Source organism: Nitrospinota bacterium (assembly GCA_016208975.1).
Classification (GTDB): domain Bacteria; phylum Nitrospinota_A; class UBA7883; order UBA7883; family JACRLM01; genus JACQXA01.
In genome coordinates, this window is the sequence record JACQXA010000004.1 from 1,741,837 (window position 1) to 1,758,515 (window position 16,679).

The window sequence follows — 16,679 nt, forward strand, 5'->3', positions numbered from 1 at the left end:
CTGCTGGCTATAAAGCATGGATCAACTAATTTTCGCCGGGCCGGTCTTGATCAGCGTCATTCTCGCCGCCCTCGTATTCTACCTTTACAGAAGCCGTGACGGATCCGCCGGAAAGGACATTTATCTCCTCGAAAAAGGGCAGGAGCGCATTGAAAGGCTATTGCCCGAGGAATTTTCCCGCCTGCGGGGGGAGCAGAGGGATTCGGTTAAAGCGATGGGCGATTCGCTTTTCTCACAGGTCACGAACATGGCCTCCCTTACGGAGAAGAATCTGGAAGGGGTTTTAAACCAGTTCGCCGGTTTCAGGAAAGAGCTTGAATCCACGCGCCAGAGCCTCGATATGAAGATGAAAGCCATGCAGGATGAGAACTCGGCGCGGCTGGAGAAGATAACCGGTATAGTTGACGAAAAGCTTCATGAAACCCTGCAAAGCCGGCTTGGCAACGCTTTCAAGCAAGTGAGCGACCAGTTGGAGCAGGTCCACAAGGGGCTTGGGGAAATGCGTAGCCTCGCCGCCAGCGTAGGCTCGCTGGAAAAAACGCTGGCCAACGTGAAGACCCGGGGCGTTTGGGGCGAAGTGGCGCTGGAGGCCCTTTTGGAGCAGATAATGCACCCTGGACAATACGAAAAAAACGTCGCCACCCGGCCAAGGTCCAATGAACGGGTGGAGTTCGCCATAAAGCTTCCGGGCGCTGGAGACAACGGTTCCATATGGCTTCCGGTGGACGCCAAGTTCCCGGTGGAAGATTACATCCGTCTTGTGGAAGCGCAGGATAAAGGGGATCCGGCGGGGGCGGATGCGGCGGCCAAGTCTCTGGAGACAAAGATAAAGACCTTCGCCAAAAGCATCCGCGACAAGTATCTTGAACCGCCGCATACCACCGATTTTGGCGTCATGTTCCTGCCCACCGAGGGGTTGTACGCTGAAGTCCTGAGACGGCCCGGCCTGGCGGAGGGTTTACAGCGCGAGTTCAGGGTGGTTGTAGCCGGTCCGGTGACGCTTGCGGCGCTGTTGAACAGCCTGCAGATGGGATTCAAGACCCTGGCGGTGGAGAAACGGGCCGGGGATGTGTGGCGCGTGGTGGAGTCGCTCCGGGTGGAGTTTGGCAAGTTCGGCGACCTTTTGGCCCGCACGCGGAAAAAGATAGAAGACGCCGCCACCTCCATGGACGATGTTGAAAGCCGCGCCCGGGTCATTACCAAAACGCTGGGCCGGGCGCAGAAACTCGACGAACCCCCTGGCGAAGAAAACGCCGAAGCCAAGAATTGATACCCGCGCGGTTCCATCATCCTTAATGAAATTTAAAGCGTTATTGATAAAGACGGTTTGCGGCGCGTTAGCCGTTTCGTGGCTGGCTTCGTGCGTCTCCATGGGAAAAACGGAGGAAAGCGCCACGGTAAGACCGGATACGGGAAAGCCTGTGAAAACACTTCCCAAGAAAAAAATGGAGAAGAAGCCCAAGAAGCCCCCGGCAAAAGAAGAGGAAAAGCAGGCCGGAAAACCGGAGGAACGCGCGCCTTTTAGATACCCATCCGCCGGAGAGGGGCGCGCCATGGTCGCCAGGCTACTTCCGTCTTATGTGAAAGACCGCGATGGATGGGCGACGGACATCTTCACGGCGTTCTCCGCGCTCAGCGTCGCCCCGACGGACCGGAACTTTTGTGGTGTCGTAGCCATCATCGAGCAGGAATCATCTTTCGAGGCGGATCCGGCGGTGCCGGGTCTTTCCACCATCGCCTGGAAGGAGATTGAGGAGCGGCGCGCGCGCCATGGCATTCCCCAATCCATGATAGACATCGTCCTTGATTCCACCTCGCCCGACAAACGCACATACAGGCAACGCATAGACTCAAGCAGGACCGAGAACGATTTAAGCAAAGTCTTCGAGGATTTGCCAGGCGGGAAAGGCATCCTGGCCGGATTCAATCCCGTGCGAACGGCCGGGGCCATGCAGGTGAATGTCGAATACGCCGAGCGTCACGCCAAGCTCAAGCCCTATCCATATGCGATAAAAGGAAGTATGCGGCGGGAGCTTTTCACAAGGCGCGGCGGTGTCTATTTCGGCGTAGCCCACCTGCTGGACTATCTGGCGCCCTACAACGAAATGCGTTACAGGTTCGCGGACTTCAACGCCGGTCATTATAGTAGCCGCAACGCCGCCTTTCAGGCTGTGGTTTCGATGCTTTCCGGCGTTCCCGTCGCGCTGGATGGCGACCTTATGTCCAGGAATCCCGAGACCGGCGAAACCTTCCGCGCCCTGATGTCGATTTCCGGCCGCCTTGGGTTGACGCGTCCTGAGATACTCAGAGATCTTAAAATGGAGAAAAGCGCCGGTTTTGCCGCCACAGGCCTCTACACGAGAGTCTATGCCCTGGCCGACCCCATTGCCACGGGCCGCCGCGCCATCCGGGCCACAATTCCGCAAATAAAGCTCCAGACTTCCAAGAGCAAACGCAACCTTACTACCGAATGGTTCGTTGAGCGGGTCAACCGCAGGTTCGTCTCATGCATAGCCCGCTCAGGCCCGTCGGGGCAGGAAGATGATGGCGGGATGTGAATGCGATTCTTTGCCCGGATTGAAAAAAAGCTCAAGTTTGTTTACGAAAGCGCCGATTGTTTAATATAATTTAACGAAAATTAGGCTGAATTCTGTGAAAAAAGCGTCAATATTCACTCAAATTAACAGCGCGCCTGTTTCAGCCATAACCTTAAGGCGTCTGGCAATGGCTATTCTTTTACCTCTGGCGTTGTCGGGGTTTGGCGCTTGCGCCGCCTTGCATCGAGCCGAGGTTGCCGCTGTATCCAGCTCCCCCGCCGAGTCCCTGAACAAGAAAATCAGGGAAGTGGCCCTGGACCTTGTCACAGGAATGAGGGATTTCGACCCCACAGAGAGGACCATTGCGGTGGCCACTTTCGTGGACTTGGACCGTATGGGGGAAACCTCGTCTTTCGGCCGGTTTTTCGCCGAACAGCTGGGCGAGGAGCTTTACAGGCTGGGGTTCAAGGTCCGCGAGTGGCGCCAGCGGAAAGATGTGGAGGTGACGGAGGATAAGGGGGAATTCTATTTAACCCGCAACTCCGCGGACATAATGAAAACCGCCAAGGTGGACGCGGTGGTGGCCGGGTCTTATACTGTGGTGGGCGATGAGGTGGTGGTAAACGCCCGCCTGCTCAACGTGGATACGACCAAGGTAATGTCTGTGGGCAGGATGGTGGCTTATATCAGCGGGAACGACGCCCTGGCGGAGCTTCTCCGCAGGAACCTCACCAGGACAATGCCCATGATAAAAGTGAGTGGCGGAAAATGAAAAATCCCGTTTCCTTTAAAAAGTCCGCCGCCACCATGGCGGCCATAAGCGTCATTATATTGACGGCCTCATGCGACCCCTATCGCAAGGAACCGGATTTCCAGGGGAGCTTGAATCCCAGCACCAATTACAAGCAGGACCCTTACGCATCTTCAAGCCAATGGCCCCCCTTCGCGGAGGTTTATACCCAGCGGTTTGTGTGGAAAATGCGCTATATAGCCGACCAGCTGGCCAGCCGCGTGAAGGGAAACGGGCAAGACAGGGTGACGGCGCTGATGACCACCATAACTCCCGTGGATAACATTCAAAAACCCACAAGCTTCGGCCGCCTGATAACCGAACAGCTGATGACGGAGATGGACAAGGCCGGGTTCCGCGTGGTGGAGGCCAGGAAGACCGCCGATTATAACGTGGTGGAGAACCAGGGGGAGTTCGCCCTGTCCCGCGACGTGAAGCGGATCGGCGCCGAGTTCGCCGCGGACGCGGTGGTGGTGGGCACATTCTCCCGGAGCAAGGACCAGGTGCTGATAAACGTGCGCCTTGTGGGGATCAAAGACTCGTCGGTGCTGGCCAGCGCCTCGGCCATGATGGACATCAGGGGTGACAAGTTCCTTGCGGCCATAATAGACGAGGACGCGGCGGGCGGAGCCTCCATGACCGGGGACATAGCCATCCGCAAAAAAGTTTTGCCGGAAGTGGACCCGTATTCCGATGTTCTTCACGGCATGCTTAAAACCATGGCCGGCAGAGTGGCGGAGACCGCTTCCGCCTCAGGTGTCGGCAAATCCGGCTCTGTTGCCGTGGCCACCTTCGTGGACATTAACCACATGTACAAGGCGGCCACCTTCGGCAGGTACGTTGGCGAGCAGATGATAAACGAGCTTTCGGGGCTGGGCTTTCGCGTGATGGAACTGAGGGCCACTCCGGACATACTGGTGGACGTGCGGCTTGGCGAGATGGGGCTTTCCCGCGAGGCCCACAGGCTTATGCAAAACAGCGGGGCCGACGCGGTGCTGGTGGGCACATACACCAAAGCCGGTGAAACCGTTGTGGTGAGCGGGAGGCTGGTGTTCCCGAAAAACCGCCAGGTTGTGGGGGTGGGCGATATACTGGTGGACGCATCGCCGAAAAACAAATTCATTACGGCGTTACTGGAGCGGGAAGTGACCACTATCACCCCGGCTGAAACGGTGGAAGGATATTAACGGTGATGATAAAACCTGCGGTCGGCTCATTAAGAAAAGCGGCGGGCCTCCTGCGCGCCATGGCCTTGCTGGCGGTGATCGCGGGGCCGCTGGCCTCATGCGCCACCATGGTGGGGGATTCCGGCTATGCGCAATCCAAGGGGGACATTTTCGGGGCGCGTTTCCTGGCCCACACCATTTACGACCAGCTCCGGAGCCGGGAGGTTTTAAACCAGCCCATAATAGTCACAACCTTTGTGGACTTGAACAACCTGAACAAGACATCGGTGTTCGGCAGGGTGATAGCCGAGCGGCTGTTAAATGAACTGCACCTGGCCGGGTTCACGGTTTCAGAGATCCGCAAGGGGCGCGACATTTTCTTCCGCGAGGAGATGGGGGAGATGATCCTCTCCCGGGACGCACGCGAGGTGCTGGGAAAAACCCAGGCCCGGGCGGTGCTGGCGGGCACATACGTCGCCACGGCCGAATCGCTCATCATCAACGCCAGGCTCATAGATATAAACAGCCCGTTGGTGCTTTCTTCGTGTTCCTACACGTTGAGAATGAACAAGGAACTCGAAAAACTGCTCACCGGCGAGTCGCCTTTTTAACTTAAGTGGCGAAGGTCGAAATCATGAATGGAAAATACACGGCGAAAAAGGCGGATATAAAAATGAAGTCAATCGCGGTTGCGGCTCTGGCCCTTTTTGTCCTGGGCGCGGCTCCGGCCCCAGCTGAAGAAGTGGAGCAGAAACCCGTGACGCCCGGCGCCCAGGCCGCGGTGAACGAAAAGGCTCCGGCGGCGGAGACCAAGCCAAAAACCGCCTCGGCGGAGCGGTTGGCCAAAAGCACCGCGAAAAAAAACGCGGACAAAAAGAAGAACGGCGCCACGGGGGCCAAGGAACCAACCCCGGCCCCGGCTGAAAAGGCTCCGGAGCCTGTGCCGCCGGTTACAGGCGGTGGGGCGGAGTCGGCCCTTAACCTCTCCAAAAAACCCGTTGGCGAGCCCACGGCAGTCACCACGGCTCCGTTGCCGTATGTGGTCAGGAAAGTCTCGGTGCTGGTGGAGTCGAACCCGTCGGGAAGCGACATCGAGATTGACGGGGTGTATGTTGGCTCCACCCCGGTGGAGCTTATGGTGAAGGAAGGCGTCCATTCCATGAGAATCTCCAAGGAAGGGTATCTTTCCTGGGAGAAACCGGTGAAAGCCTATAACGGGCTTTATATAAACCCCGCGCTGGTTTCTGAAAGCACGCGTAAAAAGGAAACCACCGAAAGCGTGAAGGTGAAATAACCGCCGGGCTTTACGGACCCCACTACATTTCGTTGAGCTTTTCCGGATCCAGTTTGTTCCAGAACTGCGCGAAATAATCCACGGCGGAGATTATCGCAAGCCCCATGGCGGTAAGGATGGCTATCTGCCCTATGAAGTGGAACAGGGCATTAAAATCCAGTATCAGAAAAAGGATAGCCGTTATCTCCGCCCCCATCTTGTATTTGCCCGAAGCGCCGGAGGCTATGTGGATGCCCTGGGCCGAGGCTATCATGCGCAGGCCGGACACGGCGAACTCCCTGCCCAGGATAACCACCACTATCCATGCCGATACCCTGTCCAGCTCCACCAAGGGCACCAGCGCCGCCAGCACCAGGAGCTTGTCCGCCACAGGATCCAGCAGTTTGCCAAGCAAGGTTACCTGGCTTGTTACGCGGGCCATGTGGCCGTCCAGCCAGTCGGTGGCCGCCGCAAGGCCGAACACCACCGCCGCCGCCATGCACGACCAGAACGAGGCCGTTATGAGGAACACCAGCACCAGGGGTATAAGGAATATGCGGAACAGGGTGATTTTGTTTGGCAGGTTAAGTTCTAGCATTTGTCCGCCCCTCTAAAAACGGGGTACATAAAGAAAAAGGCGGCCAGCGTTTCCGCCAATGCCGCCCGCCCGGGTTCCATCAAAAGCCGGTATCAGTCTTCCAGTATATACCTGTACGGGTTTACCGGCACGCCATTTAACAGCACTTCGTAATGCAGATGCGGCCCGGTGGAGCGGCCGGTGCTACCCACAAGGGCCACCACGTCACCCCGTTTTACCTTGCGGCCCACATTTACCATCAGCTTGGAGTTGTGCCCGTAACGGGTGGACACGCCGTAACCGTGGTCGATCTCGACCATATTGCCATACCCGCGGTGAATGCCCGCGTTAACAACTATACCCGAAGCGGGAGCCACCACCGGCGAACCGTTTTGAGTTGCGATGTCCAGCCCCTCGTGCAATTCACGCATGTTGGTGAAAGGGGAGCGGCGGTAACCGAAAGTGGAGGTTATCCAGCCCCGCACCGGCCAGATGGACGGCGTGTGGGACAACATGGCGGACTGTTCTTTGAAATGCTCGTCGAGTTCGAAGAAGCTTATCTCCTGGGTCTCGGCCTGCTGTTTTATCTGGTTGAGGTCGTTGTTGAGCCCGTCTATCACCGACTGGTTGAGCCTGCCGGTGGCCGAAGAGAAATCCACATCCTTGTCCATGGTGGGGCCGCCGAGCCCGAAATCGGAAGTGGACGGAGTCTGCTTTTCCAGGGCGGTGATGATTCTGAGCTTCCTGTCGAATTTTTCCAGCCGGGAAAGCTGGGTTTCGATCATTTTCATTTTCTGGGAGAACTGCTGTATCTCCAGCTTCTGGCTGACGGTGACGCCGCGCAGGTCCCTAAGCTCCGAAAGCTCCTCGGCTTTTTTCAGGATGGAGATAGAGAACAACGCGAAACAAACGCCAATCACGGCCACCAGCCCCACAGCGCCCTTTACTACCGCTTTGGGTGTGGAGAACCGGATGAACCTGCCGGTGACATCGGGCACGAAAATAAAGGTATATTTCCTGGACAGGAGCCCTCTAAACCGCTCCTTGAGCTCAGCTAAATTTACCCGCTTCATCCTAAATGTAGTCCCAGGCTCTTGTTTAATGTTCGTGTTTGAGAATAAGAGATATGCGCCTCAAAAAAACCCCCTTCGGTTTGGCATGCGGCTCCGCATTGTTTTTGCGCCAATTACGGAATGAGGGCCCCGCACGTTCAGAAATTTATATCCCATTCAAACCAAGGGGTCAAGCATTTTCTACTCCCGCCCGGAGCGGCCGGTTTAAGGTTTTATTTGCCTTCGCCGCCTGCTCCCGCTATTAATTATCTCCATGAGTGACGAAGGGCTTTTGAAGCGGCGCATCCGGATGGACCTGCAATATCTCGGGACAAATTACGCCGGGTGGCAATGGCAGGACAACGCCCTGTCCATCCAGGAGGTGGTGGAGAATGCGCTGGAGAAAATAGTTGGGCATCACGCCCGCCTCCACGCCTCTGGCAGGACCGACGCCGGAGTGCACGCCGAGTTCCAGCCGGCCCATGCCGATGTGGCCACCAGGCTCCCGGACTACAAGATATTAAATGGCCTCAACTCCCTTCTGCCTGCCGATGTGGCGGTGTTGGCGGTCTCCACAACGCCGGAAACGTGGCATTCACGTTTTTCCGCAATTGAGAAGACCTACCGTTACACCATCTTCAACAGAAGGATAAGGTCCCCCTTCCTGATAGGGAGGGCTTGGCTTATCCACCGGCGCCTGGATGTGGAAGCCATGCGCGCCGGTTCCCTGGCCCTGCTTGGAGAACATGATTTCTCATCGTTCCGCTCGGCTGGATGTTCCGCGAAACATCCCGTAAGGGCCATAACGGAGGCCTTTATTGAGCGGGCGGGGGATGTTGTCACGTTAAGGTTTACCTCCAACGGGTTTTTAAGGCAGATGGTTCGTAACATGGTGGGGACTCTGGTGGACGTGGGCAAGGGGAAAATGGAGCCCGGCGCCGTTAACACTATCCTGGAGGCGAGAAACCGGGCGTTGGCAGGCCCCTGCGCCCCGGCGGAAGGGCTTTCCCTGATAGACGTTAGATACTGACAGACAAACTCCCCGGCCCGCCAAGAGGCCAGGGAGTTTTCATGGAGGTAACTGGCTTTATTTAACCCGCCTGCCCCTCAACTTGCTCGTTATCCTTGAGGCCTTTTTCCTGGGCCTCCTCATTGCCTGCGGAGGCCTGCGCCTCCTCCCGGCGGGTGGCGAAGAAGTCGTCCACGAAATTCTTCCATACTCCGCCGCTGGCGGCATCCTTGGACTCCTGGGGGTTGGCGCGCATGAAATCGAAGAACGCGGACAGGCTTTGGCTCACCAGGTCTTTGGTCTTGTTGACGCCATCGGCCACCTCGGTGGGCAGGTCTCCCAATATCTGGAGCGCCTCTTTAAAGCCTTTGTCCACGGCGCCTTCCACCATCTTCTGATACTCGTCCACCTGCTCTTCGTAGCTTAAGTCCTTACGCTGGCTGGCGAACATGGGGAAGAAACTCAAGGCGAAATCGGTTATCCGCTGGGCGGTGGCCTCGGGGCTGTAAGGGTTAGCCTCCATCGCCGCCGCCTGGGCCTCGGCCACATCCACGGCCTGTTTCATGCGGATGTCTATCTGCACACTGGCCTCGGTGGTCTGCTGGTAATAGGCGGACACTTTTGAGCCATCGGCGCCTTGGGATTGAATGGAGCCCTCGAATGTCTGCTTCACATTGGCGCGGATGGATATTTCGGATATGGACTGGGCGAACTGGTCTTTCGCCATTTTGCCGGAACTGAAAAAGCTCCTCAGTTTCTCCACAAGTTTCTGAATAACATTGTCTAATTGCACACTGTCGCTTTTTGCCGGGGTTTCGCTTTTACCCTGGCCCTGGCCGGATTTCAGCTCCTTTAGGTCGTACAGGTTCACTTTTCCTTCGGAAGAGGGACGAACCCCTCCCGGTTCAATGCTGGTCATAGCTACCCCCTGGTTTGTATCCTTCTTAATTTTTTATCGGTAATGGAGGAGACAACTTTAATGATACAGCCGAAAGATGGCGGGTGAGGGGGGGAAATAAAGCCGCCGGAGGTTTTACGCCCCGGCGGTTGGGGGAGGGCAGGTTAAGCGGTATTACCTGGGGCCGGGGCCGCCCGGCTCTTCGCCAGGCTCATCGGGGGCGCCGCCACGCATGTGGGATCCGCCCATCATTCCCATTCCCATCCTTTCCACCATCTTCTGCTTTTGCTCCGGGGTGAGGAGCCCCATCATCCTGGCGCGGATCTCCAGCGTCACCCGGCTCTGCTGGGCGTGCAGTTCGGCCAGGTCGCCTATCAGCTTGTCCACCAGCTTCAGGTCTTGTTTGTCCTTCTGGATTTCCTCGTCGAAATCAATCCTTTTGATTTCGATCTTCGCCTTGATCTCGGCCAGTTTCTTGCGGGTCTCCTTTTGAAGCTCCCGCACTGCCTTTATCTGGTCTTTGGTGAGATTGAGCTCTTGCACATAACTCATCTTCGCCGGCCCCCGGCCCTGGTTTCCCGGCGGCTGGGCCAGGGCAATGGGGGCGCCAATAACAAAAACCAAAACAGCCATCATGAGACTACGCATTGTCGTTTCCTCCATACACCGTAATAAATGGATCCAGCTGGGCGCGCATGAATCCTTCGATATCTTCTTCCGGGGCCATTGCGCCGTTTGCGGCCTTGCCATCAAAACCGTTGGCGAACACCGGCTCCACCGTTTCACCCATGAACTGGTTCAGCGCCGCCTGATCCGCCGGGCCTATCTCCACCGGCCCTTTGCCGTTAGGCGAACTTATAAGCACGGCCAGCGCCACCAGCGCCGCGGTGGCGAAAGTCAGCCCCGCCCCGGCGCCCCACGGGGCCCTCACCCGGCGCTCCAGCCAATCCCATATGGATGGCGTGGCGTTACCGGAGGTTACCTGTGAAATCTCCCGCTCCACTTTCGTCCGCAACGAATCGGGCGCCGAGAGCCTTGGGGCATTCGAAAAAAGCTTGTCTATGTCTTTCATTGCCTGTCACCTGAACCTGCGGCCATCTCTTCGAGTTCCCGCCTTCCCCGGGCCAGTCTTGAGCGGACTGTTCCCACAGGAACTTTCGTGGCCTCCGCAATCTCCTCGTAACTCAAACCCTCCAACTCCCTTAATATCACCGCCAGCCTTCTCTCAGGCTCCAGCCTGCCCAGAAACTCCGCCAGCGTTTTCTCCGTCTCCATCTGTTCAATAGAGAGTTGCGGGTTGTTCCTCATGAACATCGCCTCGTCCACTTTAGCCATGGTCTCCTCGCCGGGAACCACGCGGACATTTTTTCGTTTCCCCGCGTGGTTTAGCGATTTGTTGGCCGTAATCCTGTATAGCCACGTGGAGAACGAAGAGTCTCCCCGGAAAGAGCCAAGGTTTTTCCAGGCCGACACGAACACATCCTGCGCCAGGTCTTCGGCCTCGTCGAAGTCGTAGGTCATCCTGTACGCCACGCTCCAAACCATGTTCTTGTACTGTTCGAAAAGAACCCCGAACGCCTCTTGGTCTCCGTTCCGGGCCTTCTCCACAATCCGGGCTTCGTCCATATTCCTCATCTGGCAGTGGTCTGCGCGGCGCTCATCCTATAGCTACCGCGCGGTTTTCCGCTGGTCACTCCAGCCTGTCGCAAACCCCGTTGTTGTCCTCATCCACAAACCCTGCGCCACCAGCGCTGGCCCCCTTGTGGAATCCCATTTTACCGCCACCCCGCATGGGGCAAACCGTTGGAGATGAGGAATCGCCTGGCTGGCTCTTTTCCTGGTTCGCCGAAACCCCGGCCTTGTCGCAAACGCCGTTACCATCGGTGTCCGTGTAATATGGCCCCCGACGGGCCGGATCACCTCTGTAAGAGCTGGCTATGGCTGGCGCCAGAATCAAAGCCCCGGCCATCACCGCCATTGCGGTAATCATTGTGAGCTTTTTCATGGCCGTTCTCCTTGTCCGTCTTTTTCTGACAATTGGACAGGGTAGGGGCGTGAAAAGTTCCCGGCTGGCGGGAGAAATTTTCAACCCGCTGAAAAATCAGGAGAGGTTCTCGGAGCCTGTGGCGCTACAACCCCCTATGGGCAGGCGATATATGAGCCGCTGGTGGGATTCTCAGGCGTGGAGGGCGACCCTGCCACATAACAAGTGTTACCCGCGCTGGCCTGGAACGAGTAGAACTTGCCCGGCTGGCAATTGTATGTGAGCGTTTTCGGGTTCACATCGGCCGTTACGCCGCCTACCCAATAACTGTTTACCCATGGGCCACCGGCGGCGGTGAATTCATTTACGGTGAGGTTGAACACCGCTATGCCGTCCGAGACGAAACTGCCCGCCGGGTATTCAACAGTGACGTTGATAATGGCGGACGAGGCGCCAGCGCCTATCACGCCGGTTACCGTCATCATCTGCGGCGTTGGGTAAGTGCACGTGGATCCGAAAGTAATGGAGCCGTAAGTGACGTTATCCTGCAGGTCGCGCACGGCGACTGTGGCGGTGTAGGAGCCTATCTGGTTAACGGTGAAGTTTATGCTTTGCCCCTCATCCTGGAAAGCGAAACCCTTATCCGACGTGATGGTCCAGTTGTATATAAGGATGTCTCCCGGATCGGAATCGGAGGCGCTGGCGGAAAGCGTAACCGTTTCCCCGGTTTGCGGTGTGGAGTTGGAGACGTTGACGCTGTTTATCACCGGCGCGGAGCCGTATATATAGAAATCCATCCGCGCCTGGGCCACTCCACCCTTGCCATCCTCCACCACCAGAGACAACACATAATGCCCCCCGTCCAGCGGGGCCGTGGTGGTGATGGACTGGCCGGTGAATGTGCGGGATTCCCCATACGGCCCAAACCCGTACCAAGTGTATGTCAGGGTGTCTTCCGGATCAGGATCGGAAGCGTATCCTGTGATGGTCACCTGTTGCCCCGGGCTGGGATAAGTGTCCGGAGTGTTTATTGAGGTTATTTGCGGCGGCGCGTTGACCTCCAGGGTTATCCTCACCGTGGGCGAGGAGCTGGCGGCCACCGTCACAGTCTGCGAGCCGGTGAAGCTGGCTCCGAAATTGGTCTGGACCGTTACGTCGAAACGCCGGTCGCCAAAAGTGAGCGTCAGGTCCGTCGCAAGAGTGTCCAAAGGCAGGTCAATGCTTATAGGGTCCATCCCGCTACCGGATACAGTCAGGTTCACCCTGGTCACATAAACCGGGGCGGCGTATTGCAAAAGGGATGTTTGATTCGTCAGCCGTTGCGTGGCCGGGTCGTAATCATACCCGGAAGGCCATACGAGCTCCAGTTGGGTTTGTCCTGATGGGCCGCCCTTTTCCTGGTCTAAAGACGCGCTACACCCGTATAAGGCGGTAAACGCCCAAAAAAGAATGGCAAAAACGCCTGCGCCTTTTCCCCTTGCAAGGCTCATCGAGCGGTTATCCCTATGATAGGTTGGCCCTTGTGGATATTATACGTTTATTTCCCCGTGGATAAGCCTTAAAAAAAATAGAACTTTGGTAGTGTCTCAGCTTGAAAGTACAGGTGAGATCCTTCACTTACGCCCAGAATGACAATATAAAAGCCGTTGATAACATTGTCATCCTGGGCGAAGCGCAAGGGAAGTGGATGACCTGTCTGTTATTTGGGATTCAAACCGGGACACCACCAGAACCTTTGAATCCTTTAATGGCGCCGCTGTTTCTTATATTATAAGAACAACCCTCTTTACTGGAGGCTCAAAAATGAAAAAAATACTTATCCTTGGCGCGGGCACCGGTGGCACCATACTGGCCAACATTTTCACCTCGCGCCTCGACCAGAAAGAGTGGGAAGTTACGGTTATAGACAAGGAATTGAAACACTGTTACCAGCCCGGTTTCCTTTTCCTTCCATTCAAGCTTTACGGGTATGAAAGCGAAAAAGATGTTACTCATCCCATAACCCGCCACCTGCCCCGGGAGGCGAAATTCGTGAACGCCAATATCACCTTGATAGACTACCAGCGCAACCTGGTGGAGACCTCGGCCGGGCAGTTTGGATATGACTGGCTGATTATAGGGCTGGGTTGCCATGTGGAGGCTTCGGAGGTGGATGGGCTGGAAGAGGCCATGGGCAAGAACGCCTACACCTTCTACACGTTGGATGGGGCCATGGAAATGCAAAAAGCGCTGGATGGTTTTAACGAAGGGCGGCTGGTATTAAACATAGCGGACATGCCCATTAAGTGCCCTGTGGCGCCCATTGAATACGTCTTCCTTGCGGATTATTATTTTAACCTTCGCGGCATCCGCGACCGGGTGGAGATATCCCTGGTGACCCCGCTTACCGGCGCGTTTACGAAACCCGTGGCCACCAAGGCGCTGGGTAAGATAGCGGAGGAGAAGAACATAAAGATAGCGCCCAACTTCGCCATAAGCGAGGTGGATTCCGAAAAGAGGGTCATCACGTCCTTTTCCGGCGAGCGGATTGAGTATGACCTTCTGGCCAGCGTACCGCCCAACCTGGGGCCGGATGTTATCGAGGAGTCCGGCATAGGCAACGGCATGGGATACGCCGTGACGGACGACCATACATTGAAACTTAAAAAGGCCCATAACGTTTATGTGGTGGGGGACAGCACAAACGTGCCAACCTCCAAGGCAGGATCCGTGGCCCATTTCGAGGCGGAGATAATAGCGGAGAACCTTATCCGCGAGATAGGTGGCAAAGAGCCTTTGCCCAATTACGACGGCCATTCCAACTGTTTTATAGAATCCGGCTACCACAAGGCGTTGCTGTTCGATTTTAATTACGATACGGAGCCGGTCCATGGTGTTTACCCGCTTCCCGCAATAGGGCCGTTCGCCCTGCTAAAAGAGAGCAGGCTGAACCACTGGGGCAAACTGGCTTTCAAATATATTTACTGGAACCTGCTACTGACCGGCCATCTGCCCGGGGATCCGTTATTGCCAGTCACCATGAGCGTCGCTGGCAAAGATCTCGCCGAGATAGAGCGCAGTCATCTGGGCCATCACTGACCTTAAGCCGGATGCGCATATTATTTCTTGCCCCCCAGCCGTTCTTCGAGGCCCGGGGTACGCCCATAAACGTGCGGAACATGGTTACGGCGCTTTCGGAATTGGGGCACGAGGTGGACCTGCTTGTTTACCCCCACGGGGATAACGTGGACATTCCCAACGTCCGCATCCACAGGGTTATCCGCATACCCGGTCTTGGAAAAGCGCCAATCGGCCCGTCGAAGGAGAAAGTCATCTACGACGCGGCCATGATGATCCATGCGTTCACAACCCTTGTGCGCGGGAAATACGACGCGATCCACGCCGTGGAGGACGCGGCGTTCATGGCGTGGCCCCTGTCATGGCTGTTCGGCGTCCCCTTTGTTTTCGATATGGACTCCATAATGTCCGACCAGTTGCGTTACAGCCGGTTCATGAGAGACGGGTTTTTGCTGAAAGCTTTTGAGAGGATGGAAAGCGCGGCGTTAAGGTCCGCCAGCATGGTGATCACCGTTTGCGGCCATCTCACCGAGGCGGCGGCCCTGAGGGTGGATCGTTCGAAAATATTCCAGATAGAAGATACACCCATGACAGGCGCCCCGCCACCTGGATTGGCCGTTGAAAAACTCCGGGCGGAGCTTGGCCTGCCGGAAGGTTGCGAGCCTGTCGTGTACACCGGCAATCTGGAGAAATACCAGGGGATAGACCTCCTGCTGGATTCCGCCGTGGAAGTGGCCAGGGAACATCCCTCAGTGAGGATCGTAGTGGTAGGGGGTAGCGGCGCCGACGTGGAAAAATACAAGGCCAAAGCAGGAGCCATGGGCCTTGGGGCGAACGTGGTATTTGCCGGCCCCAAGCCGCCGGAAACCATGCCCACATATTACGAGCTGGCGGATATTCTTGTGTCCCCGAGGATAGAGGGGACCAATACGCCGCTGAAAATATACACTTATCTGGACACCGGCAAACCCGTTGTAGCCACAGACCTGCCCACCCACACCCAGGCGCTCAACCGCGACGTGGCCATGCTGGCCCGCCCCGAAAAGATGGAATTCGCCCGGGCCATTCTGCTACTATTGAATGATAAAGGTCTCCGCCGGGCGCTGGGCGACCGGGGCCGGGAATACGTGCGGAGCAATTTCAGCTACGCTTCGTTCAGGAAAAAGCTGGAAGAAGCCTATAAACACATCCGGTAACGCGCCGGGGTAAACAATTGGAGGGGGCCGGTTAAAGGCCCCCTGTTTTTTTAGTTGCATGGCCCTTTTCACGCAAGCGATAAACCTGGCCCGGTTCAAACTGGGCGCAACACGCCCCATCTGCGGCCCAATGAAGGCTCAGTGGGAGCTGACGTACCATTGCAACCTGAAATGCCTCCATTGCCAGATATGGAAAATACCTTATTCCCAGATACGGCAGAACACCCTGTCGCTGGAACAACAGAAAAGGATACTTGACGACCTGGCCGCCAACGGCGTACGGCACGTTTCGTTCTCCGGCGGGGAGATGTTCCTGCAAAAAACCGTTTACGAGCTTATCGCCCACGCCAAATCCCGGGGAATGAAAGTGGGAGGCAACTCCAACGCGTTCCTGATAAATCCCATGATCGCCGGGAAAATCGCCGATAGCGGGCTGGATATGCTTTATATCTCCATGGATGGCGACAACGCGGCCACTCACGACCATATCCGGGGCGTTCCCGGCGCGTTCGGCCGGGTTTTCGAGGCGGTCAAGAACCTTAAAAGCGCCAAGCCGGGCATAAAAGTTTTTTTCAACACCACCATAAACGCCATGAACGTGGGCCAGCTTACGGGCATAGCCAGGCTGGCCAGGAAAGCCGGGGTGAACGGGCTGACCATCGAGATGACCAACACGTTCGACAAATATTCCCCCAACCGGGAGCTTATATTGCCCGATGAAAAACTGCCGCTTCTAAAGAGCCAGATAAAGGAGCTGTTCGGGAATTACCGGGAACTGCTTCCCCATCCCCCCGGCTATTTCGACGAGTTTGAGACCTATCTGCACAACCCGGACGAGTTGTATAAATACCGTTGCGTCGCCGGGTACACCACGGCGCAGATACACCCGAACGGCGATCTGTACCCGTGCCCTGTGGCGTTCAAAAAGATAGGCAACCTGGCGGAGAAACCTTTCAAGGAGCTGTGGTTTTCCAGGGAAGCCGATGAAATACGGCTGGACATAAAGGAAAACCGGCACCCTATCTGCTGGGTGACCTGCGTAAGTCCTTTGAACCAGTATCTAAGCTATCTGTCGCCAACCAGGTTCCACAAGCTTCTGCGGCCCGAAACGGTGGCGCACATACTAAAAAAGATATAATC

18 protein-coding genes are annotated in these 16,679 nt (G+C 56.5%); 10 read left to right on the forward strand and 8 right to left on the reverse strand.

Going from position 1 to position 16,679, the window contains the following annotated elements; genetic code table 11:
* The first annotated feature begins 16 nt into the window (after positions 1-16).
* The 6 genes from rmuC to HY751_12090 all read left to right on the forward strand — a co-directional run bounded on the left by rmuC (position 17) and on the right by HY751_12090 (position 5,787).
* On the forward strand, positions 17-1,270 hold the full coding sequence (rmuC, locus tag HY751_12065; GenBank protein MBI4667130.1) for a DNA recombination protein RmuC: 1,254 nt from the start codon (positions 17-19) through the stop codon (positions 1,268-1,270).
* Between the two features lie 25 nt (positions 1,271-1,295).
* Positions 1,296-2,558 carry a DUF1615 domain-containing protein gene (locus HY751_12070; GenBank protein ID MBI4667131.1) on the forward strand — a complete coding sequence of 421 codons (1,263 nt, stop codon included), beginning with the start codon at positions 1,296-1,298 and terminating at the stop codon, positions 2,556-2,558.
* A 166-nt stretch (positions 2,559-2,724) separates the two neighbouring features.
* Entirely contained in the window at positions 2,725-3,309 is a 585-nt protein-coding gene (locus HY751_12075; protein MBI4667132.1) for a hypothetical protein, read from the forward strand.
* On the forward strand, positions 3,306-4,514 hold the full coding sequence (locus HY751_12080; GenBank protein MBI4667133.1) for a hypothetical protein: 1,209 nt from the start codon (positions 3,306-3,308) through the stop codon (positions 4,512-4,514). Before HY751_12075 ends, HY751_12080 begins: the two co-directional genes overlap by 4 nt.
* Before the next feature lie 5 nt (positions 4,515-4,519).
* The gene (locus tag HY751_12085) at positions 4,520-5,104 is read left to right on the forward strand and encodes a hypothetical protein (GenBank protein MBI4667134.1); all 585 of its coding nucleotides are present in this window, start codon (positions 4,520-4,522) and stop codon (positions 5,102-5,104) included.
* A 62-nt stretch (positions 5,105-5,166) separates the two neighbouring features.
* Complete coding sequence (locus HY751_12090) at positions 5,167-5,787, forward strand: PEGA domain-containing protein (protein ID MBI4667135.1); 621 nt, start codon at positions 5,167-5,169, stop codon at positions 5,785-5,787.
* Positions 5,788-5,809: 22 nt separating this feature from the next.
* Here HY751_12090 and pgsA read toward each other — a convergent pair whose 3' ends face one another.
* Together pgsA and HY751_12100 are read right to left on the reverse strand one after the other, a co-directional pair.
* Entirely contained in the window at positions 5,810-6,364 is a 555-nt protein-coding gene (pgsA, locus tag HY751_12095) for a CDP-diacylglycerol--glycerol-3-phosphate 3-phosphatidyltransferase (GenBank protein MBI4667136.1), read from the reverse strand.
* A gap of 92 nt (positions 6,365-6,456) precedes the next feature.
* Positions 6,457-7,416, reverse strand: a complete 960-nt coding sequence (locus HY751_12100; protein ID MBI4667137.1) for a M23 family metallopeptidase — start codon at positions 7,414-7,416, stop codon at positions 6,457-6,459.
* Between the two features lie 253 nt (positions 7,417-7,669).
* Here HY751_12100 and truA point away from each other — a divergent pair, with 253 nt between their 5' ends.
* Entirely contained in the window at positions 7,670-8,425 is a 756-nt protein-coding gene (gene truA, locus HY751_12105; GenBank protein ID MBI4667138.1) for a tRNA pseudouridine(38-40) synthase TruA, read from the forward strand.
* A gap of 61 nt (positions 8,426-8,486) precedes the next feature.
* Here truA and HY751_12110 read toward each other — a convergent pair whose 3' ends face one another.
* The 6 genes from HY751_12110 to HY751_12135 all read right to left on the reverse strand — a co-directional run bounded on the left by HY751_12110 (position 8,487) and on the right by HY751_12135 (position 12,776).
* The gene (locus HY751_12110; GenBank protein MBI4667139.1) at positions 8,487-9,323 is read right to left on the reverse strand and encodes a DUF5610 domain-containing protein; all 837 of its coding nucleotides are present in this window, start codon (positions 9,321-9,323) and stop codon (positions 8,487-8,489) included.
* Positions 9,324-9,476: 153 nt separating this feature from the next.
* Positions 9,477-9,950 carry a periplasmic heavy metal sensor gene (locus HY751_12115; GenBank protein MBI4667140.1) on the reverse strand — a complete coding sequence of 158 codons (474 nt, stop codon included), beginning with the start codon at positions 9,948-9,950 and terminating at the stop codon, positions 9,477-9,479.
* Positions 9,943-10,374 (reverse strand): hypothetical protein, encoded by a 432-nt coding sequence (locus HY751_12120; GenBank protein MBI4667141.1) that lies wholly within the window; start codon positions 10,372-10,374, stop codon positions 9,943-9,945. Before HY751_12120 ends, HY751_12115 begins: the two co-directional genes overlap by 8 nt.
* A complete protein-coding gene (locus HY751_12125; protein MBI4667142.1) occupies positions 10,371-10,937 on the reverse strand; it encodes a sigma-70 family RNA polymerase sigma factor in 567 nt (188 codons plus the stop codon). The genes HY751_12120 and HY751_12125 overlap by 4 nt, the downstream gene beginning before the upstream one ends.
* 55 nt (positions 10,938-10,992) lie before the next feature.
* Positions 10,993-11,307, reverse strand: coding sequence for a hypothetical protein (locus HY751_12130; GenBank protein ID MBI4667143.1), 315 nt, complete (start codon positions 11,305-11,307; stop codon positions 10,993-10,995).
* Between the two features lie 134 nt (positions 11,308-11,441).
* Positions 11,442-12,776: a PKD domain-containing protein gene (locus HY751_12135; GenBank protein ID MBI4667144.1), complete on the reverse strand. Its 1,335-nt coding sequence runs from the start codon at positions 12,774-12,776 to the stop codon at positions 11,442-11,444.
* 313 nt (positions 12,777-13,089) lie between these two features.
* Between HY751_12135 and HY751_12140 the strand changes: the two genes are divergently transcribed.
* The 3 genes from HY751_12140 to HY751_12150 are packed head-to-tail and all read left to right on the forward strand — an operon-like array spanning position 13,090 to position 16,677.
* On the forward strand, positions 13,090-14,364 hold the full coding sequence (locus tag HY751_12140; GenBank protein ID MBI4667145.1) for an NAD(P)/FAD-dependent oxidoreductase: 1,275 nt from the start codon (positions 13,090-13,092) through the stop codon (positions 14,362-14,364).
* An 11-nt stretch (positions 14,365-14,375) separates the two neighbouring features.
* Positions 14,376-15,539: a glycosyltransferase family 4 protein gene (locus HY751_12145; GenBank protein MBI4667146.1), complete on the forward strand. Its 1,164-nt coding sequence runs from the start codon at positions 14,376-14,378 to the stop codon at positions 15,537-15,539.
* A gap of 58 nt (positions 15,540-15,597) precedes the next feature.
* Positions 15,598-16,677, forward strand: coding sequence for a radical SAM protein (locus HY751_12150; GenBank protein ID MBI4667147.1), 1,080 nt, complete (start codon positions 15,598-15,600; stop codon positions 16,675-16,677).
* Positions 16,678-16,679: the final 2 nt, after the last annotated feature.